At 70.0% G+C, this 20585-nt stretch carries 17 protein-coding genes and 1 pseudogene; 11 read left to right on the top strand and 7 right to left on the bottom strand.

Annotated features, from left to right (window positions below):
• Positions 1-37: 37 nt before the first annotated feature.
• From AB0E85_RS31750 to AB0E85_RS31725, 6 genes are all read left to right on the top strand, one after another.
• Positions 38-682 carry a hypothetical protein gene (locus tag AB0E85_RS31750; protein WP_361934475.1) on the top strand — a complete coding sequence of 215 codons (645 nt, stop codon included), beginning with the start codon at positions 38-40 and terminating at the stop codon, positions 680-682.
• A 30-nt stretch (positions 683-712) separates the two neighbouring features.
• A complete protein-coding gene (locus tag AB0E85_RS31745) occupies positions 713-2746 on the top strand; it encodes a thioredoxin domain-containing protein (protein WP_361934472.1) in 2034 nt (677 codons plus the stop codon).
• Positions 2747-2892: 146 nt separating this feature from the next.
• Complete coding sequence (locus AB0E85_RS31740; RefSeq protein ID WP_361934469.1) at positions 2893-4176, top strand: glycosyltransferase; 1284 nt, start codon at positions 2893-2895, stop codon at positions 4174-4176.
• Entirely contained in the window at positions 4173-5822 is a 1650-nt protein-coding gene (locus tag AB0E85_RS31735) for a phospholipid carrier-dependent glycosyltransferase (RefSeq protein WP_361934466.1), read from the top strand. Before AB0E85_RS31740 ends, AB0E85_RS31735 begins: the two co-directional genes overlap by 4 nt.
• Positions 5819-7015, top strand: coding sequence for a glycosyltransferase family 2 protein (locus tag AB0E85_RS31730; protein ID WP_361934463.1), 1197 nt, complete (start codon positions 5819-5821; stop codon positions 7013-7015). The genes AB0E85_RS31735 and AB0E85_RS31730 overlap by 4 nt, the downstream gene beginning before the upstream one ends.
• Positions 7012-9417: a galactose oxidase-like domain-containing protein gene (locus AB0E85_RS31725; protein WP_361934460.1), complete on the top strand. Its 2406-nt coding sequence runs from the start codon at positions 7012-7014 to the stop codon at positions 9415-9417. The genes AB0E85_RS31730 and AB0E85_RS31725 overlap by 4 nt, the downstream gene beginning before the upstream one ends.
• A gap of 97 nt (positions 9418-9514) precedes the next feature.
• Here the strand turns inward: AB0E85_RS31725 and AB0E85_RS31720 are convergent, their stop codons facing one another.
• Genes AB0E85_RS31720 through AB0E85_RS31710 form a run of 3 tightly spaced genes read right to left on the bottom strand, consistent with a single transcriptional unit; the run spans position 9515 to position 11664 of the window.
• Positions 9515-10246, bottom strand: a complete 732-nt coding sequence (locus AB0E85_RS31720) for a Mut7-C RNAse domain-containing protein (RefSeq protein ID WP_361934457.1) — start codon at positions 10244-10246, stop codon at positions 9515-9517.
• Positions 10247-10279: 33 nt separating this feature from the next.
• Positions 10280-10903 carry a TetR family transcriptional regulator gene (locus tag AB0E85_RS31715; RefSeq protein WP_361934454.1) on the bottom strand — a complete coding sequence of 208 codons (624 nt, stop codon included), beginning with the start codon at positions 10901-10903 and terminating at the stop codon, positions 10280-10282.
• A 47-nt stretch (positions 10904-10950) separates the two neighbouring features.
• Positions 10951-11664 carry a hemolysin III family protein gene (locus tag AB0E85_RS31710; RefSeq protein WP_361934451.1) on the bottom strand — a complete coding sequence of 238 codons (714 nt, stop codon included), beginning with the start codon at positions 11662-11664 and terminating at the stop codon, positions 10951-10953.
• Between the two features lie 326 nt (positions 11665-11990).
• On the opposite strand from AB0E85_RS31710, the gene AB0E85_RS31705 reads away from it, so the two are divergent.
• Entirely contained in the window at positions 11991-13820 is a 1830-nt protein-coding gene (locus AB0E85_RS31705) for a phosphoenolpyruvate carboxykinase (GTP) (RefSeq protein ID WP_361934448.1), read from the top strand.
• Between the two features lie 204 nt (positions 13821-14024).
• Here AB0E85_RS31705 and AB0E85_RS31700 read toward each other — a convergent pair whose 3' ends face one another.
• Complete coding sequence (locus AB0E85_RS31700) at positions 14025-14582, bottom strand: ATP-binding protein (RefSeq protein WP_361934445.1); 558 nt, start codon at positions 14580-14582, stop codon at positions 14025-14027.
• Between the two features lie 157 nt (positions 14583-14739).
• On the opposite strand from AB0E85_RS31700, the gene AB0E85_RS31695 reads away from it, so the two are divergent.
• On the top strand, positions 14740-15594 hold the full coding sequence (locus AB0E85_RS31695) for a helix-turn-helix transcriptional regulator (RefSeq protein WP_361934442.1): 855 nt from the start codon (positions 14740-14742) through the stop codon (positions 15592-15594).
• On the top strand, positions 15566-15787 hold the full coding sequence (locus AB0E85_RS31690) for a DUF397 domain-containing protein (RefSeq protein ID WP_361934439.1): 222 nt from the start codon (positions 15566-15568) through the stop codon (positions 15785-15787). The genes AB0E85_RS31695 and AB0E85_RS31690 overlap by 29 nt, the downstream gene beginning before the upstream one ends.
• A gap of 381 nt (positions 15788-16168) precedes the next feature.
• Here the strand turns inward: AB0E85_RS31690 and AB0E85_RS31685 are convergent, their stop codons facing one another.
• Positions 16169-16522, bottom strand: coding sequence for a hypothetical protein (locus tag AB0E85_RS31685; protein WP_361934436.1), 354 nt, complete (start codon positions 16520-16522; stop codon positions 16169-16171).
• Positions 16523-16667: 145 nt separating this feature from the next.
• Here AB0E85_RS31685 and AB0E85_RS31680 point away from each other — a divergent pair, with 145 nt between their 5' ends.
• Positions 16668-18158, top strand: a complete 1491-nt coding sequence (locus AB0E85_RS31680) for an ATP-binding protein (protein WP_361934433.1) — start codon at positions 16668-16670, stop codon at positions 18156-18158.
• A gap of 119 nt (positions 18159-18277) precedes the next feature.
• Here AB0E85_RS31680 and AB0E85_RS31675 read toward each other — a convergent pair whose 3' ends face one another.
• Together AB0E85_RS31675 and AB0E85_RS31670 are read right to left on the bottom strand one after the other, a co-directional pair.
• Positions 18278-18697 (bottom strand): hypothetical protein, encoded by a 420-nt coding sequence (locus AB0E85_RS31675; RefSeq protein WP_361934430.1) that lies wholly within the window; start codon positions 18695-18697, stop codon positions 18278-18280.
• A 143-nt stretch (positions 18698-18840) separates the two neighbouring features.
• Complete coding sequence (locus AB0E85_RS31670) at positions 18841-20052, bottom strand: pyridoxal phosphate-dependent aminotransferase (protein ID WP_184849428.1); 1212 nt, start codon at positions 20050-20052, stop codon at positions 18841-18843.
• A gap of 126 nt (positions 20053-20178) precedes the next feature.
• On the opposite strand from AB0E85_RS31670, the pseudogene AB0E85_RS31665 reads away from it, so the two are divergent.
• Positions 20179-20585 (top strand): annotated as a pseudogene (locus AB0E85_RS31665) (hypothetical protein); the annotation flags it as partial.

Here is a 20585-nt window from a genome sequence, read left to right as displayed (position 1 = left end):
TGATCGCACACGACGAAGGGGCAACACGGGGGAGCACATGACCGCGCACAACAATGCGCCGACCGGTACGCCGCAGGGGCCGCACCAGCCCCGCTGGGCCTGGTGGGTCATCGGGATCGTCATCCCGGTCGTGGGCATCCTGGTCACGATCCTGGTGAGCGGCCGGGACTCGTCGGACGGCACGAGCGAGGACCAGGCGCAGTCCCCGGTCCGGTCGTCCTCGTCGAAGGAGTCCACCGACGGTGAGCAGCCCGCCGCGCCGTCGGAAGAGAGCGCCGCGGCGGCCGAGGTCCTCTACGGCCCCGACGACTTCGAGGTCGACCTGGGCAGCGGCGGCATGCGCTACCTCGACCTGGACTCGACCGCACCGGTCGTCACGGGCACCGACGGCGAGGGCGACGACCTCACGGTCAGCACGACCGCCGCCGCCCCCACCCTGTACACGCCGAAGTCCGGCAACACCCTCGCCGCCCTGCCCGCGTCCGGCTCGGCGCCGACCGAGTCCCAGTGCGCCGAGGCCGTGGCCGACAACGGCACGTATTCGGGCGAGGCAGCCAGGGGCAGCCGCTTCTGTCTGGCGACGACCGAGGGCCGTACGGCGTATCTGAGCGTCGTCTCCGCGCCGGCCGGCCGCGGCACCGCCAAGTTCAAGGTGACCGTCTGGGAGACGCCTGCCGGGTGACGGGCGGGGTACTGCGGCAGGATGGACACCATGCCGAACCGACTGGCTCATGAGACGTCCCCGTACCTGCTCCAGCACGCCGACAACCCCGTCGACTGGTGGCCCTGGTCGGCAGAGGCGTTCGAAGAGGCGCGGAAACGGAACGTGCCCGTGCTGCTCAGCATCGGATACAGCAGCTGTCACTGGTGTCACGTCATGGCGCACGAGTCCTTCGAGGACCAGGAGACCGCCGAGTACCTCAACGCGCACTACGTCAGCGTGAAGGTCGACCGCGAAGAACGCCCCGACGTGGACGCCGTCTACATGGAAGCCGTGCAGGCCGCGACCGGGCAGGGCGGCTGGCCCATGACCGTCTTCCTCACCCCGGACGCCGAGCCGTTCTACTTCGGTACGTACTTCCCGCCCGCTCCCCGGCAGGGCATGCCGTCCTTCCGGCAGGTGCTCCAGGGCGTGCACCAGGCGTGGGACGAGCGGCGGGACGAGGTGACCGAGGTCGCCGGGAAGATCGTCCGGGATCTGGCCGGGCGGGAGATCTCCTACGGCGATGCGCAGACCCCCGGTGAGGAGGAGCTCGCGCAGGCCCTGCTCGGGCTGACCCGGGAGTACGACCCGCAGCGCGGCGGATTCGGCGGGGCGCCGAAGTTCCCGCCGTCCATGGTGCTGGAGTTCCTGCTGAGGCACCATGCGCGGACCGGCGCCGAGGGCGCGCTCCAGATGGCGAGCGACACCTGCGAGCGGATGGCCCGGGGCGGGATCTACGACCAGCTCGGGGGTGGCTTCGCCCGCTACTCGGTCGACCGTGACTGGGTCGTGCCGCACTTCGAGAAGATGCTGTACGACAACGCCCTGCTGTGCCGGGTGTACGCCCATCTGTGGCGCGCCACCGGCTCGGAGCTCGCGCGCCGCGTCGCCCTGGAGACGGCCGACTTCATGGTGCGTGAACTGCGCACGAACGAGGGCGGGTTCGCCTCCGCGCTGGACGCCGACAGCGACGACGGCACCGGGAAGCACGTCGAGGGCGCGTACTACGTGTGGACGCCGGAGCAGTTGCGGGAGGTCCTCGGCGAGCAGGACGCGGACCTCGCGGCGCGGCACTTCGGGGTGACCGAGGAGGGGACCTTCGAGGAGGGCGCGTCCGTCCTCCAACTGCCCGTGCGGGACGGCTTCGTCGATGCGGGAAAGGTCGCTTCCGTCCGGGAGCGGCTGCTGGCGGCGCGGTCGCGGCGGCCCGCGCCCGGCCGGGACGACAAGGTCGTCGCCGCCTGGAACGGCCTCGCGATCGCCGCCCTGGCCGAGACGGGCGCCTACTTCGACCGGCCCGACCTGGTCGAGGCCGCCGTCGCTGCGGCCGACCTGCTGGTCCGGCTGCACCTGGACGAGCAGGCCCGGCTCACCCGCACCAGTAAGGACGGCCACGCCGGCGCCAACGCGGGTGTCCTGGAGGACTACGCGGATGTGGCGGAGGGGTTCCTCGCGCTCGCGTCCGTCACCGGTGAGGGCGTCTGGCTGGAGTTCGCCGGCTTCCTCGTCGACCACGTCCTGGCCCGCTTCACCGACCCGGAGTCGGGCTCGCTGTACGACACCGCGGCCGACGCCGAGCGGCTGATCCGCCGTCCGCAGGATCCGACCGACAATGCCGCGCCGTCCGGCTGGAGTGCTGCGGCCGGTGCCCTGCTGGGGTACGCCGCGCACACCGGCTCCGAGCCGCACCGCACGGCAGCCGAGAAGGCCCTCGGTGTCGTCAAGGCGCTCGGGCCGCGGGTGCCGCGCTTCATCGGCTGGGGGCTCGCGGTCGCGGAGGCCGTGCTGGACGGTCCGCGGGAAGTCGCGGTCGTGGGTCCGTCGCTCGACGACGCCGGCACAAGGGCCTTGCACCGCACGGCGCTTCTGGGGACCGCGCCGGGTGCCGTCGTCGCCGTCGGGGTGCCGGAGAGCGAGGAGTTCCCGCTGCTCAGCGCCCGTCCGCTGGTCGGCGGTGAACCGGCGGCCTATGTCTGCCGTAACTTCACATGTGACGCGCCGACAACGGAAGTTGACCGGTTGCGTGCGGTGCTGAGCGACTGAAGTCGGGAATCAACGGAAACACGCTCTTTATCTGAACAGCCCCCAGGATTCACAGTTCCCCCCTAATCTCTGCACAGTGACGTGACGGGAGGGGCCGCACCGGCACACCGTCACGACCGGGGGCTCTGGGATCTGGGGGGATCTGCTTGCTGACGTCTGTCTTCATCGCTGCCGTTTCGCTGGCTCTGTTCTGGATGGCGGCGTTCACCCTGTGGTGGCAGATGCACGCCTGGCGCACGCCGGAAGTGCTCGCCTCCACCCGGTTCAGCAGTCCGGACGGGGACGAGCACGTCTCGTTCTCGCTGCTGCTGCCCGCGCGGCACGAACAGGCGGTGCTGGACCACACCATCCAGCGGCTGCTGGAGTCGAGCCACACCGACTTCGAGATCATCGTGATCGTCGGGCACGACGACCCGGAGACCACCGCGGTGGCCGAGCAGGCCGCCGCGCGTGATGCACGGGTCCGGGTCGTCGTCGACACGCACGAGAAGAAGAACAAGCCGAAGGCGATGAACACGGCGCTGCCGCACTGCCGCGGCGACGTCGTCGGCGTCTTCGACGCGGAGGACCAGGTCCACCCGGAGCTCCTCGCACACGTCGACCACGCCTTCCGCACCACCGGTGCCGATGTCGTGCAGGGCGGGGTGCAGCTGATCAACTTCCACTCCAGCTGGTACAGCCTGCGCAACTGCCTGGAGTACTTCTTCTGGTTCCGCTCCCGGCTCCACCTGCACGCGCAGAAAGGTTTCATTCCGCTCGGCGGCAACACCGTCTTCGTCCGCACGGACGTCCTGAGGGAAGCCGACGGCTGGGACCCGAACTGCCTCGCCGAGGACTGCGACCTCGGAGTGCGCCTGTCCAGCGTCGGCAATAAGGTCGTCGTCGCCTACGACTCCGACATGGTGACCCGCGAGGAGACCCCGGGCTCGCTGATGTCCCTGCTGAAGCAGCGCACCCGCTGGAACCAGGGGTTCCTCCAGGTGTACCGGAAGAAGGACTGGAAGCAACTGCCCACCCTCGGGCAGCGGTTGCTCGCCCGCTACACCCTGATGACGCCGTTCATGCAGGCCTTCACCGGCCTGATCATCCCGCTGAACGTGGCGATCGCCCTGTTCCTGGACGTGCCCGTCGGCATCGCCTTCATCACCTTCCTGCCGGCCGTCACCGCCCTGGTCACCTTCGTCTTCGAGGTCGTCGGACTGCACGACTTCGGCAAGCAGTACGGGCTGCGCGTCCGCTTCGCGCACTACCTGAAGCTGATCCTCGGCGGCCCCTTCTACCAGGTCCTGCTCGCCGGAGCGGCCGTGCGGGCCGTCTGGCGTGAGCAGCGCGGCCGCAACGACTGGGAGCTGACCAGCCATGTCGGGGCCCACCTCGACGAGACGGCCGTGACCCGGCGCGACGTGACCCGAGAGGACGTACCCGCGTGACCTCCACCCTTCCCGCGGTGACCGCTGCGAAGGTCCCCGCGCAGCGCCGGCCTGCGCCCCGGACCGGCGCGCACCGCAGACCGGAGCCGCCGAGCCGGCTGCGCTCCTCCCGGCCCGACCTGCTTCTGTGCGGTGTCCTCCTCGCGGCGATCCTCGTCGTGCAGGGCTGGAACATCGGCGACTACCCGGCCCTCAGCGACGACGAGGGCACCTATCTCGCCCAGGCCTGGTCGGTCCAGCAGGGCAACGGCCTGGCCCACTACACCTACTGGTACGACCATCCGCCGCTCGGCTGGATCCAGATCGCCGTGCTGACCTGGATCCCCGCGCTGATCAGCCCCGAGTCGATGACGGTGGGCACCATGCGCGCCGCGATGCTGGTGATCAGCGGCATCAGCGCGGTCCTCGTCTACGTGCTGGGCCGGCGCCTCGCGCTGCCCCGCTGGGCCGCCGGGCTCGGCATGGTGTTCTTCGGGCTCTCGCCGCTGTCGGTCGTCCTCCAGCGGGAGATCTTCCTCGACAACCTCGCGGTGATGTGGACGCTGCTGGCCTTCACCCTGGCCGCCTCCCCGAGCCGCCACCTGTGGCACCACTTCGGCGCGGGGATAGCGGCCGCGACGGCCGTCCTCACCAAGGAGACGATGCTCGTCGTCCTGCCCGCCCTGTTCCTCACCATGTGGCGCCACAGCCACCGGGACACCCGCAAGTTCGCCCTCACCGGAGCCGTCACGGCCTGCGCCCTGATCGGCTTCTCGTACCCGCTGTTCGCCCTGCTCAAGGGCGAGTTGCTGCCCGGCGCCGGGCACGTGTCCCTCTGGGACGGCGTCAAGTACCAGATGACCAGACCCGGTTCGGGCTTCATCCTGGACCAGGGATCCGGCTCCTGGGGCGTGCTCCAGTCGTGGCTGTACTACGACAAGGTCCTGCCTCTCGGCGGTCTCGCGGGCGCCCTGCTCCTGCTCCTCACCTGGCGCTGGTCGGTCACCGCCCGGGCCCTGGCCGGACCGGCCCTGGCCGTGGCGATCTTCGCCGCGCTGGCCCTGCGCCCGAACGGCTACCTGCCCGCGATGTACGTCATCCAGGCCCTGCCGTTCCTCGCGCTGGTCCTCGCCGGAGGGACCGCCTCCGTCGCCCACGCGGTGCTGAGCCGCTGGCGCTCCGAGGCGGAGAAACGGTACGTCAGTGTGAGCCGGTACGCGCTCGCCGCCGTCCTCGCCCTGGCCGCCGGCGCCTACGTCCTGCCCCGCTGGTACGACGGCGCCCACACGGCCGTCACCACCGACGCCAACGCCCCCTACAAGGCCGCCTCCAAGTGGCTGGCCACGGAGGTCGAGGACCCGGAGCGCACCCGGGTGCTGGTGGACGACGCCCTCTGGCTGGACCTGGTGCACCAGGGCTACCGGCCCGGGCTCGGCGTCATCTGGTTCTACAAGGCCGACCTCGACCCGGCGGTGACGAAGACGATGCCGCGCGGCTGGAAGGACCTCGACTACGTCGTCGCCTCGCCGACCGTGCGGCGCGACGCGGCCGACCTGCCCAACGTCAAGGCCGCCATGGAGCACTCGGACCCGGTCGCCACCTTCGGCACCGGCGAGGACCGCATCGAGATCCGCCAGATCCAGACGTCCGCCGGAGGCGCGCGATGAGCCAGGAGTCCACCGTCCCCGGCGAGGTCGTCGAGACCACCGAGATCCCCGAGCCGGGCGCCGTCACCATCGTCGTACCGACGTTCAACGAGTCGGCCAACGTACGGCAGTTGCTGCGCCAGATCACCGAGGCCGTCCCGGCCCGGCTGCCCTGCGAGGTCGTCTTCGTGGACGACTCCACCGACGACACGCCCGAGGTCATCGAGAAGGCGGCGCAGGACTGCCCGTTCCCGGTGACCGTGCTGCACCGGGAGGAGCCGGTGGGCGGGCTCGGCGGCGCGGTCGTCGAGGGCCTGAAGGCGGCCACGTCCGACTGGATCGTCGTCATGGACGGCGACTGCCAGCACCCGCCGGCCCTCGTGCCCGACCTGGTCGCCACCGGCGAGCGGGCGAACGCCGGGCTGGTCGTGGCCTCCCGGTACATCAAGGGCGGCAGCCGGGCCGGACTCGCGGGCAGCTACCGGGTGGCCGTCTCGCGCGGGGCGACCTGGCTGACCAAGGCGCTCTTCCCGCGCCGGCTGCACGGCATCAGCGACCCGATGAGCGGCTTCTTCGCGATCCGCCGCAGCGCGGTCACCGCGGAGGTCCTCCAGCCGCTCGGCTACAAGATCCTCCTCGAACTCGCCGTCCGCAGCCGCCCGCGCAGGGTCACCGAGGTGCCGTTCGTCTTCCAGGACCGGTTCGCCGGGGAGTCCAAGTCCACCGCGCAGGAGGGCCTGCGCTTCCTGCGCCACCTGGCCGGGCTGCGCGCCGCCTCGCCGGTCGCGCGGATGATCGGCTTCGGCCTGATCGGGCTGACCGGCTTCGTGCCGAACCTGCTGGGCCTGTGGGCGCTGACCGCCGCCGGGATGCACTACGTACCGGCGGAGATCCTCGCCAACCAGCTCGGTGTCGCCTGGAACTTCGTGCTCATCGAGCACCTGCTGTTCCGCGAGCGGCGCCGGCACCGGCGCTGGTGGGACCGGGCCGGGCGGTTCGCGCTGCTCGCCAACGCCGATCTGGTGCTGCGCATCCCGCTGATCGCCCTGTTCGTGCACCAGCTGCACCTGGGCGTGCTGTCGGCCACCGCGCTCGCGCTGGTGACGACGTTCGTCCTGCGCTTCGCCGGGACCGAAGCGCTGGTCTATCTGCCGCGGCGGGGACGCGAGAAGCCCGGTCGTGGGAGCACCGCACAGCAAGGAGGAGCCGTGTGAACAGACGTCGTAGAAGTACCGCGTTCCTGGCGGTGGCGGGCCTCACCGCGGGCCTGCTGCTGACCGCACCCCAGTCCGCCTCCGCCGCCAACCTCATCAAGAACCCCGGCTTCGAGACCGCCGGCACCGACGACATGCCGTACTGCTGGGAGAAGTCGGGCTGGGGCGACAACGACTTCACCTTCACCACCACGTCCGACGCGCACACCGGCTCCAAGGCCATGAAGGTCGAGCTGACCCGCCGCGTCGACGGTGACCGCAAGGCGCTGATCACCGAGTCCGCGGCGTGCGCACCGGTGGTGACGCCGGGCAAGCAGTACGACCTCGGCCTCTGGTACAAGACGACCACGCCCGACGCGGCGATCACGCTCTTCCGGCACGACACCACGGCCGGCTGGCAGTACTGGACCGACCTCAAGACACTGGACATGGCGGGCGGCTGGACCGAGGCGACGGTCCGCACCCCCGAGGTCCCGGCCGGCACCGACCGCATCTCCTGGGGCGTCTCCGTCTACGGCACCGGCTCCGCCACCACCGACGACTACACGATGGACCAGGTCCCCGACCCGGTCCTGCCGCCGGAGTGCACCGGCACGGCCGAGCAGTGCGCGAACGGCAAGTGGGACGTGCTGCCCACGCAGAACCCGGTCCGCTCCATGCACTCCGTCGTCCTGCCGGGCGGCAAGGTGCTGCTGATCGCGGGCTCCGGCAACGACGAGTCGATGTTCGAGGCCGGCACCTTCACCTCGGCGGTGTACGACCCGGCGAACGGCTCCTACAAGGTCGTCCCCACGCCCAAGGACATGTTCTGCGCCGGCCACGTCCAGCTCCAGGACGGCCGCGTGCTGGTGATGTCCGGCAACAAGGGCTACCCGACGGCGGACGGCCGCGTCGGCTACCAGGGCTACAAGGACTCGTACATCTTCGACCCGGAGACCGAGACCTACACCAAGACCAACGACATGAACGACGGCCACTGGTACCCGTCGGCGACGATCCTCGGCAACGGTGACGTCATCTCCTTCGGCGGCCTGCGCGAGGACTCCACCGGCTCGGTCACCGCCGAGCTGTTCTCCGAGGCCGAGCAGCAGTGGCAGCCGCTGTGGAAGGTCAACCAGACCTGGTCGTACTGGGGCCTGTACCCGTCGATGATCCTGATGCAGGACGGCCGCCTCTTCTACTCGGGCAGCCACGTCTTCGGCAACAACATCCCCGGCACCGGCTCCGCGATCTACGACTACGACGCCAACACCACCACCCAGGTGCCCGGCCTGCGCAACAAGGACGAGCGCGACCAGTCGGCCAGCGTGCTGCTGCCCCCGGCGCAGGACCAGAAGGTCCTCACCCTCGGCGGCGGCAACATCGACTCCAACCCGGAGGCGAACCGCCTGACCGACATCATCGACCTCAAGCAGCCGAACCCGTCGTACGTGGCCGGGCCGCCGATCCCGCAGGGCACGGTCGACCTCGGCAACGGTCCGGTCCCGCAGACCGGTAACCAGGGCAAGATGTACGTCTCCGCGGTGCTCCTGCCCGACGGCAAGGTGCTGGAGACGGGCGGCGCGCTGCACAACCGGGCCAACCCGGTCTACGAGACGTCGATCTTCGACCCCGCGTCGGAGACCTTCGACCCGGTGGCCGTCGACCCCGAGGCGCGCGGCTACCACTCCTCGGCGTTCCTGCTCCCCGACGGCCGCGTGATGACCACCGGCGACAACCCGGGCAACGGCACCTGGAACCACGACGTGTCGGTCTACAGCCCGCCCTACCTGTTCAAGGGCCCGCGCCCGCAGATCACGTCCGTCATCGACACCGAGTGGAACTACGGCGACACCCAGCGGATCACCGTCGACCGGCCCGTCGCCAAGGCCCAGCTGATCCGCCCGGCCGCCGTCACGCACTCCTCGGACCCGAACCAGCGGTTCGTGGACCTGCCGCTGTCCGTGGACGGCGACAACGTCGACCTGAACGTCACGAGCAACCCCAACCTGGCCCCGCCCGGCTGGTACATGCTCTTCGCGGTGGACGCGAACGGGGTGCCTTCGGTGGCGAAGTGGGTGCACCTCCAGGGCCCGCAGGCCCTGAAGGCGACCGATGCCTCGGCCCACGTCCACGACTTCGCCGACGCGCCGAAGGGCAAGGTCACGGGGCCCGGCAAGAAGCGGGTGTCGCAGAAGGTCGGCCCGACGGTCTCCGGCTGCGACCGCCACTACGGCTCGATCAACGTCTGCGTGCCGACGGACTTCCCGGCCGAGGTGAAGAAGACGACCGCCGCCCGCTGCACGTGGCTCAAGACGAACGATTACGGCCGCCTGAAGGTCAACGGCAAGGACGACCCGCTGAACCTGGACCGCAACAGGGACGGGATCGCCTGCGGCAAGGGGGACCTGAGCAGGCGCTAGGAGAGGCACGCCCCTTCAGGGGCGCGGGGAACTGCGCGACCGGCCACGGCGGTCCCGCGGTTCCCCGCGGCGCTCAGGACTCAATGGCGCTCAGGGCTCAACGGCGCTCCGCGCGGAGCGCAAGCGCCCGCTCCACGATGGCCTCCAACTGCTCGTGATGCGCACCCTTCCAGTACGCCCGCCCACACGCACCGCACCGCGCGAACACGTCGTACGACCGGTGCGTGCCCTGCTGCAACTGGTCCGCCACCTCCTCCTTGGAGGCCTTGTGGAGCGTCCCGTTGCAGGCGGTGCACCTCGTCCAGGGGAGCAACTCGGGCTCGAACCGGTCCAGTACGTCCCGCAGCTGCTCCTCCGGCCGGGTGCTGTACACGAACGCCCCCGCCCACAGCTCGCGCCGCCGCAGCAGCCCCCGGTCGCGGCTCAGCATCACCCGCTGCTCCGCCGCCGAACGCGCCGCGAGGGCGGGGTCGCCGATGTCCGTCGACTCGTAGGCCGTGTCCACGCCGAGCAGCCGCAGCCGGCGGGCCAGCGTGCCGAGGTGCACGTCGAGGAGGAAGCGCAGGGGAGCACCCGGGACGCGCTGGGGGCGTGCGACGGTCCGTACGGTCACCGACTCCCCGGCCGCCGGGACGTGCGAGACGGGCACCTCGCTGCCGTCCACGAGCAGCGCGCCGACCTCGGTGAGCGGCACCCCCAGCGACTCGATGACATGGCCGAGGCCTGCGGCGCCGTCGGTGGCGGCCCGCACGGTGCCGTCCCGGCGGGCCCGGGGGACGAAGACGTGCAGCTCGGGGGCGAACTCGACGTGGATCTCGGGACCGTTCACCAGGTCAGGATGTCATGGCGACGGGCGCCGGCCTCAGGGTTTTCCGCCCGGCAGGCCCTGCTCCATGACGTCCAGGGCGCGGTCGACGAGGTCCCGGATGTCGTCCCGGTGGCCGGTCTCCGCCCAGTACTGGGAGACCTCCATCAGCCCGCCCATCACCGACATGGCGAAGACCCGCAGCTCCAGACTGTCGGGATCGAGCCCGGAGCGTTCGGCGAGGGCCTCGCGCAGCAGCAGGCCGGTCGCCGCCATGCTCTCCATCATGCGGGCGCGCACGGCGGGGACCTCGACCCCGAGCCGGGTCCGCAGCCGCGTCACCTCTGGCTCCTCGGCGAGGCTCAGGTCGAGCGCCGTGCGCATCACGTGCCGCAGGACGTCCGCCCACGACTCGTCCCGCGGCCGGGCCCGCAGCTCCGCCGTCATCACGGGGTCCCACTCGTCGGTGATGACGATGTCCTCCTTGGTGGGGAAGTACCGGAAGACGGTCGACGGCGACACCTCGGCACGGTCCGCGATCTGCTCGATCGTCGTGGCGTCGTAACCCTGCTCCTCGATCAGCGCGTACGTCGCGGTGCGGATCGCCTGGCGGGTCTTGATCTTCTTCCGCTCCCGGAGTCCCAGGGGAGGGCGGTCGGCCGGGTTGGTGACGGTATCCATGAAGTGACAGTAGCTCTCAGACGCGAGCCACTGTCACTTCACCGGCCCTATCCGTGCTGGTACGCCACCAGCGAGATCCCCACGTAGTGCGCGATGAAGGCCGCCAGGGTGAAGGAGTGGAACACCTCGTGGAAGCCGAACCAGCGCGGTGACGGGTTCGGCTTCTTGATGCCGTAGACCACGCCGCCCGCGCTGTAGAGCAGGCCGCCGACGATGACCAGGACGAGGACGGCGATGCCGCCGGTGCGCATGAAGTCCGGCAGGTAGAAGACGGCCGCCCAGCCCATGGCGATGTAGCAGGGCGTGTAGAGCCAGCGCGGGGCGCCGACCCAGAAGACCCGGAAGAGGATGCCGGCCACGGCCGCGGCCCAGATGCCCCACAACAGCCACTGGCCCTTGGCGCCGGGCAGGAGCAGCAGGGTCAGCGGCGTGTAGGTGCCCGCGATGATCAAGAAGATGTTGGCGTGGTCCAGCCGGCGCAGGACGCCGTCCATGCGCGGACTCCAGTTGCCCCGGTGGTACAGCGCGCTCACACCGAACAGCAGGCAGGCTGTCAGCGCGAAGATCCCGCAGGCGATGCGCCCTCTGGAGGAGTCGGCGAGCGCGGTCAGCACCAGGCCCGCGACCAGAACGGCCGGGAACATGCCCAGGTGCAGCCAGCCGCGCAGCTTCGGCTTGACCGGATGCGGCAGGGAGAGCGCCTTCGGACCGTGGCCGTCGGCCGCCGAGTCCGTGGGCGCGTCGGGGACGAACGCAGTCATGGCCGAATGGTAGCTACGGAACCGTAAGTGGCGTGTCGGTGCCGTCGATTGACCGGTGAAGAGTGGCCATCCTCTCATCGCGCCCCGGCGACGGTCACGCAAACGGACTGCCATGTGAACGCAACGTACATGCAAAGCGGCGCGCGGAAACCGTGGCGAGCCTCACGTTGCTCACCTGTGCGCTCCTCTGGACAGATGGGCGCGTACGTCGGATGATCAAATGAGTGCGGTCGGCACCGGATGAGCGCCAAGATCCACCGAAGCATCCGGGTCGCAGCCCCCACGGGGCCTCCACATCACAAAAAATCCCTCATTTAGGAGCAATCGTGGCGCGCGATATCGCGGCTCCCACCGTCCCCACCACCCATCAGGGGCTGATCTCGTGGGTCAACGAGATCGCTGAACTGACGCAGCCGGACAACGTGGTCTGGTGTGACGGCTCCGAGGCCGAGTACGAGCGACTGTGCGAGGAGCTCGTCGGGAAGGGCACCTTCCGCAAACTCGACCCGATCAAGCGCCCCCACTCCTACTACGCCGCCTCCGACCCCACCGACGTCGCCCGCGTCGAGGACCGGACGTTCATCTGCTCCGAGAAGGAGGCGGACGCGGGCCCGACCAACCACTGGAAGGCCCCCGCCGAGATGCGGGAGATCTTCCAGGGCTCCGGAGGCCAGGGCGGCCTGTTCCGCGGCTCCATGCGCGGCCGGACCATGTACGTCGTGCCCTTCTGCATGGGCCCGCTCGGCTCGCCGCTGTCCGCGCTCGGTGTGGAGATCACCGACTCGGCGTACGTCGCCGTGTCGATGCGCACGATGACGCGCATGGGCCAGGCCGTCCTGGACGAGCTCGGCTCCGACGGCTTCTTCGTCAAGGCCGTGCACACCCTGGGCGCCCCGCTGGAGCCCGGCCAGGCGGACGTCCCCTGGCCCTGCAACCAGACCAAGTACATCTCGCACTTCCCCGAGGACCGCGAGATCTGGTCCTACGGCTCCGGCTACGGCGGCAACGCCCTGCTCGGCAAGAAGTGCTACGCCCTGCGCATCGCCTCCGTCATGGCCCGTGACGAGGGCTGGCTCGCCGAGCACATGCTCGTCCTGAAGCTCACCCCGCCGCGCGGCGAGTCCAAGTACGTCGCCGCGGCCTTCCCGAGCGCCTGCGGCAAGACCAACCTCGCCATGCTGGAGCCGACCATCCCCGGCTGGACGGTCGAGACCATCGGCGACGACATCGCCTGGATGCGCTTCGGCGAGGACGGCCGCCTCTACGCCATCAACCCCGAGGCCGGCTTCTTCGGCGTCGCCCCCGGCACCGGCGAGCACACCAACGCCAACGCGATGAAGACCCTGTGGGGCAACTCCGTCTTCACCAACGTCGCCCTCACCGACGACAACGACATCTGGTGGGAGGGCATGACGGAGGAGACCCCGGCCCACCTGACGGACTGGAAGGGCAACGACTGGACGCCCGAGTCCGGCGTTCCGGCCGCGCACCCCAACGCCCGCTTCACCGTGCCGGCCTCGCAGTGCCCGATCATCGCGCCGGAGTGGGAGGACCCCAAGGGTGTGCCGATCTCGGCGATCCTCTTCGGCGGCCGCCGCGCCACCGCCGTTCCGCTGGTGACGGAGTCCTTCGACTGGAACCACGGCGTCTTCCTCGGCGCCAACGTGGCCTCCGAGAAGACCGCCGCCGCCGAGGGCAAGGTCGGCGAGCTGCGCCGCGACCCGTTCGCGATGCTGCCGTTCTGCGGCTACAACATGGGTGACTACATGGCCCACTGGGTCGACGTGGCCAAGGACAAGGACCAGTCCAAGCTGCCGAAGATCTACTACGTCAACTGGTTCCGCAAGGACGACGAGGGCAAGTTCGTCTGGCCCGGCTTCGGTGAGAACTCCCGCGTCCTGAAGTGGATCGTGGAGCGCCTGGACGGCACCGCCGAGGGCGTCGAGACCCCCATCGGCGTCCTGCCGACCAAGGAGGCCCTCGACACCGACGGCCTGGAGCTGGCCGAGTCCGACCTGGAGTTCCTGCTCACGGTCGACAAGGAGGTCTGGCGCGAGGAGGCCTCCCTGGTCCCCGAGCACCTCAACACCTTCGGCGACCACACGCCGAAGGAGCTGTGGGACCAGTACCGCGCGCTGGTGCAGCGCCTGGGCTGATCCCACCCCCGAACTCCGCGGCCGGCTGGAACCGACTGTGCCCTGACCAGCAACATCGTCACGGCCGGCCGCGGAACCGACTGGCGGGACCCGCACAACGGCGTGCGGGGTTCCGGGCCGGCCGCCGCGTCCTCCGTCCGCCCCGACGGGAACCGGCGGCGACCGGCCCCCTCCCGCCCGCTTCGGCGCGGCCCCCAGGCGGGCTCACGAACGTGCCGATGCTTGACCGAGCGCCCCGGTCGACCGCCTACGTCGACCGGGGCGCTCGGGCGTTTCCGGAACAGGGACGAGCAGCTCGCACCACACCGTCTTGCACCCGGCCTCCTGCTCCACGCCCCAGCGCACGGCCAGCGCGTCGAGCAGCGCCAGCCCTCGGCCGGACTCCGACTCGGACCCGACCACTGTGACCAGGACGGGCAGGGCCCGGGGGTCGGGATCGGTGACCCCCAGCCGGACGCGCCCTCCGTCCCGCCACACCCGCACCGTCACGGGGACGCCCTCCCCGACGTGCCGGATCACGGTCGTGACGAGCTCGCTCGCGCAGAGCTGCACGTCGATGCCGTGCGGTCGCAGGGCCCCCCGAACGCCGGACACCTCGGCGGGGGTCGCGAGCAGCTCCAGGGTGATCATCGGCGGTCGCGTGGGGCAGCGGGCGGCGCAAGCCGGGAGGTCGACTCCGAGCGACGGCCGGGTGATGCCGTGCGCGGCAAGCGCGGCTCTCAAGTCCGCGACGCGGGTGTCGGCTTGATTGGGGTCGTACATGGGGGTTCACACCTTCCAGTGCGCTCTGTGACGAACCCCTCACACTCTGCCGCCGCCCGCGTAGCGTGACAGCCGTTCGGTCTCCCGCTCCTGAACTGCGCGTATGTGCCGCTGGATCCGGTAGCGCGCGGTAACGGCACACCAAGGACGGTGAACGATGGGTCAACGCAAGGACATCGACGGTTCGACGGGCGTCCCGACCTTCTACGGCAGTGAGTTGCGCTGGAAACGGGAGGAGGCAGGCCTCACCCTCCAGCAACTCGTCGAGGGCAGCTTCTACGGCCCGAGCCACCTCAGCGAGATCGAGCGAGGCACGCGCCGGATGCCGGCGGAACTCGCCGAGCACGTGGACAGGGTGCTCGGCACGGACGGCTTCTTCAGGCGGCGTTGCGAGGACGTGCGAAAGGCCAAACGGCGGGGGCACGCGAGCTACTTCGAGCGGGTGCTGGAGGCGGAGCAGCACGCGGAGACCATCGAGGAGTGGTGCCCGACGCTGGTGCCGGGGTTGTTGCAGACGGAGGCGTATGCGCGGGCGGTCACCCGCTCCGCCCACCCTCTGGCTCCCGACGAGGCGGTGGAGGAGAAGGTGACCGCGAGGCTGGCGCGTGCCCGGCTGTTCGAGGACGATCACAAGACCCCGGAGTACTGGGTCATCCTGCCCGAGTCGTTGCTGCGTCAGCCGATCCTGCCGCCGGAGCGGAGCGCCGAACAGTGGGAGCGCATCGCGGAACTCGCGCGATGCCGCCGGATCGTTCCCCAGATCCTTCCGTGGTACTGCGGGGCGTATCCGCTGATGTTGGGCTCGGCAATGGTCATGACCTTCGCGGACGCCCCGCCCTTGGTCTACACAGAGGCGCAGTACAGCGGGGACACCATCGACGATCCGGCTCTCGTGAAGCAGTACCGCAAGGCATACGATCGGCTCAGGGCCGCCGCCCTGCCCCCGGAGGCGTCCCTCGCCCTGATCGAGCAAGCGGCTGAGGATGACCGAAATGGCGAAGAACGCACGTGACTTGAGCACAGCGGCCTGGCGCAAGAGCACCTACAGCAACGGCGACGGCGGCAACTGCGTCGAAGTGTGCGACGCCCACACCGCCGTCGTCCCCGTCCGCGACTCCAAGGTCCCCGACGGTCCGGTCCTCACCATCACGGCCCGGGTCTGGACGTCTTTCGTCACGTCCCTCAAGTCGGCGCCTGACGCCTGACGCCGTCGGCCCCGCTTGAGGTCGAGCCTGGGGACCATCTGGGGACCGCCGGCCACCCTGGAGGGCGGCCGGCGGTCGAGATGTGCCGCGCCAGAGGTCAGTGACGCACCCTTGTCCCGTTTGCGGCCTATCGAGCCCGGTACTTCAGAGCGGTCCCGAAGGCCATGGCCAAGACGACGGCGACACCGCCTGTCCAGAGCCCGACGACGACCCTGTCATTCGCTGCCGCGTAAATCGCGATGACGATAGCGGAGACGCTGGCGCACAGGCCGACCCACAGTGATGCAGCCGCTATGGAATTGCCTGGCTCAGAGCCTGCATGTGGATCCAGCATATCGCCGCCGTCTGGAGGCAAGTTCATGACATGACCGTTGCCTTTCACTATTTGAGCGTGTTCTCCATCGCCCCCGAAGTTTCACTGCTGACAGTGTCAGCAGCGATACCGCAGCCAGTCGTGGTTAGTGGAATGAGATAGGGCATTCCGGCGGCCGTCGCCATGGTGGATGTCCCTGCGACACAGACAGCTCCGAAGACTGCGCCCGCGACCATACCGACCGACTGTGCAATCAGAGCGTCGGGGTTGTTGCGGTTCTGCCATGTCTCATACAGATCCTTGCCACCGAATACCCCGTCGACAAAACTGCCGAAGCCCAGACCGGACGGGTCGGTGTTGCTGATGGGGTCGCCACCGGCGTACAGGTCGTAGCTCTTGCCGCCCGCGGTGATGCCGGACAACTGGCTGTGGTCCGTCCACGTCGCGTTCGTACCAGTGGTAGTGCTCGCGCCCCGCCGTCTCGAACGCACCGCGTAACGGATTCCGGCTCCTCTCGTTCTTACCGGTGTACCTCTAAGAGGTACGTCTCTAAGAACCGGAGGCGCCATGACCCGCCCCGCAGCGCGCGGTCTGCCGAAGCCGCAGGACATGTTCGACAGGGAGTGGGAGTGGAGTGAGCTGACCGCCTTCGCGACCGCCGAGGGCGCGGGTCCTCGGCTCGGCGTGGTGTCCGGCCGCCGTCGGCAAGGCAAGAGTTTCCTGCTCCAGGCGCTGGCGGACGCCACCGACGGGTTCTACTACGCGGCGGTCGAGGCATCGGCCGCTGAGTCCCTGCACCTCTTGGGCGATGCGGTCGCACGCTTCACCGGTGCCGTCGTCCCGCCGAGGCCGGCCAACTGGGAACAGGGGCTGGAGCTGCTCTTCGGGCTGGCGAAGGAGAGGCCGCTGCCCGTGGTGATCGATGAGTTCCCCTATCTGGCACGGAACGCCCCAGCTCTCCCTTCCCAGTTGCAGGCCGCCATCGGGGTGCGCTCCGAACGTCACCGTAAGGAACGGCCCCGGATCCTGCTGTGCGGCAGCGCGATGTCCTTCATGGGTGGGCTCCTCTCCGGGGCTTCACCGCTCTACGGCCGGGCGGGCCTCGATCTCGTCGTTCACTCCCTGGGCTTTCGCGAGGCCGCCGAATTCTGGGGCATCCGGGACCCGCGGCTGGCAGTGCTCGTCCATGCGATCGTCGGCGGCACCCCGGCGTACCGCAGGGAGTTCGTCGACGACGATGTGCCGGACGGGCCCGACGACTTCGACGCCTGGGTCTGCCGGACCGTACTCAACCCGGCCCGTCCCATCCACGGAGAGGCGCCTTACCTCCTGGCCGCCGAGCCGGATCTGCGCAACCGGTCGCTGTACCACTCGGTCCTGGCCGCGGTCGCGGGCGGCAACCGGACCAGCGGTGGCATCGCGAGCGCGGTGGGCCGTAAGGCCACGGACATCTCGCTGCCGCTGTCCGTCCTGAAGAACTGTGGCCTGCTCACCTCAGAGCCCGACGCCTTCCGCGCCAATCGCACGACCTACCACGTCGCCGAGCCGCTGATCACCTTTCACCATGCGGTCGTCCGCCCCGAGACGGCTCTGCTGAGCCGCCGCCGAGGAGCGGCCGCGATGTGGGAACACAGCAGGTCCACGTTCCTCAGCAAGGTCGTGGGCCCGCACTTCGAGCGTTTGTGCCGTGAGTGGGTCGAGTGGCACGCGGACCCCGCGACGTTCGGGGGCATGCCGATCCAGGTCGCCTCCGGGACCGTGGCCGACCCGGTGAACCGGACCTCACTCGAGGCCGATGTCGTGGTGCACGGAGCCATCGGCCAGGACCAGGGCATCCTGCTGTCCGTGGGAGAGGCCAAGTGGCACAAGGTCATGAACCTCGGACACCTGCAACGCCTGCGTCGCATCCTGGAGTTGCTGGAGGCGAAGGGTGTCGACACTCGTCATGCAAGCCCCGCCTGCTACAGCGGCGCCGGATTCGACCCGGAGCTGCGGGCGGCCGAGAGCCGGGGTGAAGTGGTTCTCGTCGACCTGCAGCGGCTCTACCACGGTTCCTGAAGGATCAACGTCCTGCACGGCCCGGGGATTCCTCCACAGGTGGCTTGTGGCGCCCGGTCCGCGCGTCGCTGCGGGTGCGCGCGGACCGGGGCCGTCCAGGGGGAGCCCCGAGGGGCTGCTCAGCGGGACGCGAGTTCGCGTGGCTCCAGGGCCGCGGTGTGCGCGTCCATGCGCTCGGCGGCCAGGATGGCGGCCGCTGTGTCGGCTCGGGAGGCGGCGACGACCAGCGCGCGGCCGGCCAGGGCGTGCGCCCGCCGGTGCAGGGCTGCGGTGCCGCGTTCGCGTCGGCCGCTCGCCGCCGCGCGCACGGGGGTGCGCCCGCCGCGCAGTCGGCCCACCTGCTCCGCCAGCCGCTCCGCCGCCGTGTCCAGGTCGGCCGAGGCCTGCGCCGCACGCAGCTCGTCCGTGACCGCGAGCAGGGCGGCGAGGTGCCCCGCGAGCTGGATGTCCAGCTCTTCCTCGCGGGAACGGTGGGGGAAGTCGGGGTTGGGGCCGTCCACCGTGCTGTGGACCGACTTGGTGCGGATCGGTTCGTACATGGGAAGGCCTCCTGAGTTCTTACAGGAAACCATCCTAGCTTAGATTTCGTCTAAAGTTGAGTTCTTCACAAAACCGGACTGCCCGCACACATAGCGTGAGCGGGCAGTCGGGGTCAGGTGCGGCCGGGAGCGGTCCGGCGTGGTCAGGCCTGGCTGTAGCCGTCCAGGAAGTGGCCGATCCGCCCTATGGCGTCGGTCAGGTCTCCCACCGTCGGCAGGGTCACCACCCGGAAGTGGTCCGGCTCCGGCCAGTTGAAGCCCGTGCCCTGGACGACCATGATCTTCTCGCGCCGGAGCAGGTCCAGGACCATGCGGCGGTCGTCCTTGATCTTGAAGACCTTGGGGTCGAGGCGCGGGAAGAGGTAGAGCGCGCCCTTGGGCTTGACGCAGCTCACCCCGGGGATCTGGGTCAGCAGCTCGTACGCCGTGTCCCGCTGCTCGCGCAGCCGCCCGCCCGGCAGGACCAGGTCGTTGATCGTCTGCCGTCCGCTGAGCGCCGCGACGACTCCGTGCTGCCCCGGCATGTTCGCGCACAGGCGCATGTTCGCCAGGATCGTCAGACCCTCGATGTAGGAGTCGGCGTGGGCGCGCGGCCCGGAGATCGACATCCAGCCGACCCGGTAGCCGGCGACCCGGTAGGCCTTCGACATGCCGTTGAACGTGAGGGTGAGCAGGTCCGGGGCGACGGAGGCGGTCGGGGTGTGCGTGGCCCCGTCGTAGAGGATCTTGTCGTAGATCTCGTCGGAGCAGACGAGCAGGTTGTGCCGGCGGGCGATGTCGGTCAGGCCCTTGATCATCGCCTCGTCGTAGACGGCCCCCGTCGGGTTGTTGGGGTTGATGATCACGAGCGCCTTGGTGCGGTCGGTGACCTTGCGCTCGATGTCGGCGAGGTCCGGCATCCAGTCGGCCTGCTCGTCGCAGCGGTAGTGCACGGCGGTGCCGCCGGACAGGGAGACGGCGGCGGTCCACAGCGGGTAGTCGGGCGCGGGCACGAGGACCTCGTCGCCGTCGTCCAGCAGGCCCTGCATCGCCATCACGATCAGCTCGGAGACGCCGTTGCCGATGAAGACGTGCTCGACGTCGGTCTCGATGCCGAGGGTCTGGTTGTGCATCACGACGGCCCGGCGCGCGGCCAGCAGGCCCTTGGCGTCGCCGTAGCCGTGTGCCGACGACACGTTCCGGAGGACGTCCTCCAGGATCTCCGGCGGGCACTCGAAGCCGAACGCTGCCGGGTTGCCGGTGTTCAGCTTGAGGATGCGGTGCCCTGCTGCTTCCAGGCGCATCGCCTCCTCGAGAACCGGGCCCCGGATCTCGTAACAGACGTTGGCGAGCTTGGTCGACTGGATCACCTGCATGTGTGGGAGCTTACGGCCCGGTAATGGCTGCCGGGTCGTGTTTTCCGCCACGTGAGACGCGGCTATTTGGGGCGATATCGCCGCACGCTGTCCCACCAGCACCTTCGGTCCCTAGAATGCGCCGCCATGTCCAAGCCATTCGATTACGCCGACGGAGCGACGGGCGGCGAGCCGCAGGGCCCGCCGAACGTGTACCTGCCGCAGGGGGCGCCCCCGCCGGCGTACGACGCCTACGCGGACCCGGCGGCGGCGCACGGATGGCAGGACGTCTACGGCACGACGGGCCCGGCGGCCGCCGGGAGTACGCCGCATCAGGCGGGCGGCGCGACCGAAGGGGGCGGAACGGGCACCCCTGCCCCTGCCCCTGCCGGTGCCGGTGCCGGGGCCGGTGCGTACGGCGCCCACGGTGGCCCGGCGTACTACGGCACTGCGGACGATGCCCGCGGCGGACCGGCGCGGGCCGGCGGCACGGGCGGCACCGGCGGCACGGGCGGCACCGGCGGTCAGGCGTACCAGCACGGTGGTGCGGACGA

The sequence above is a fragment of the Streptomyces sp. NPDC029044 genome (assembly GCF_040637495.1).
Taxonomy (GTDB): Bacteria; Actinomycetota; Actinomycetes; order Streptomycetales; family Streptomycetaceae; genus Streptomyces.
This window is presented reverse-complemented; position numbering and strand designations above follow the sequence as displayed.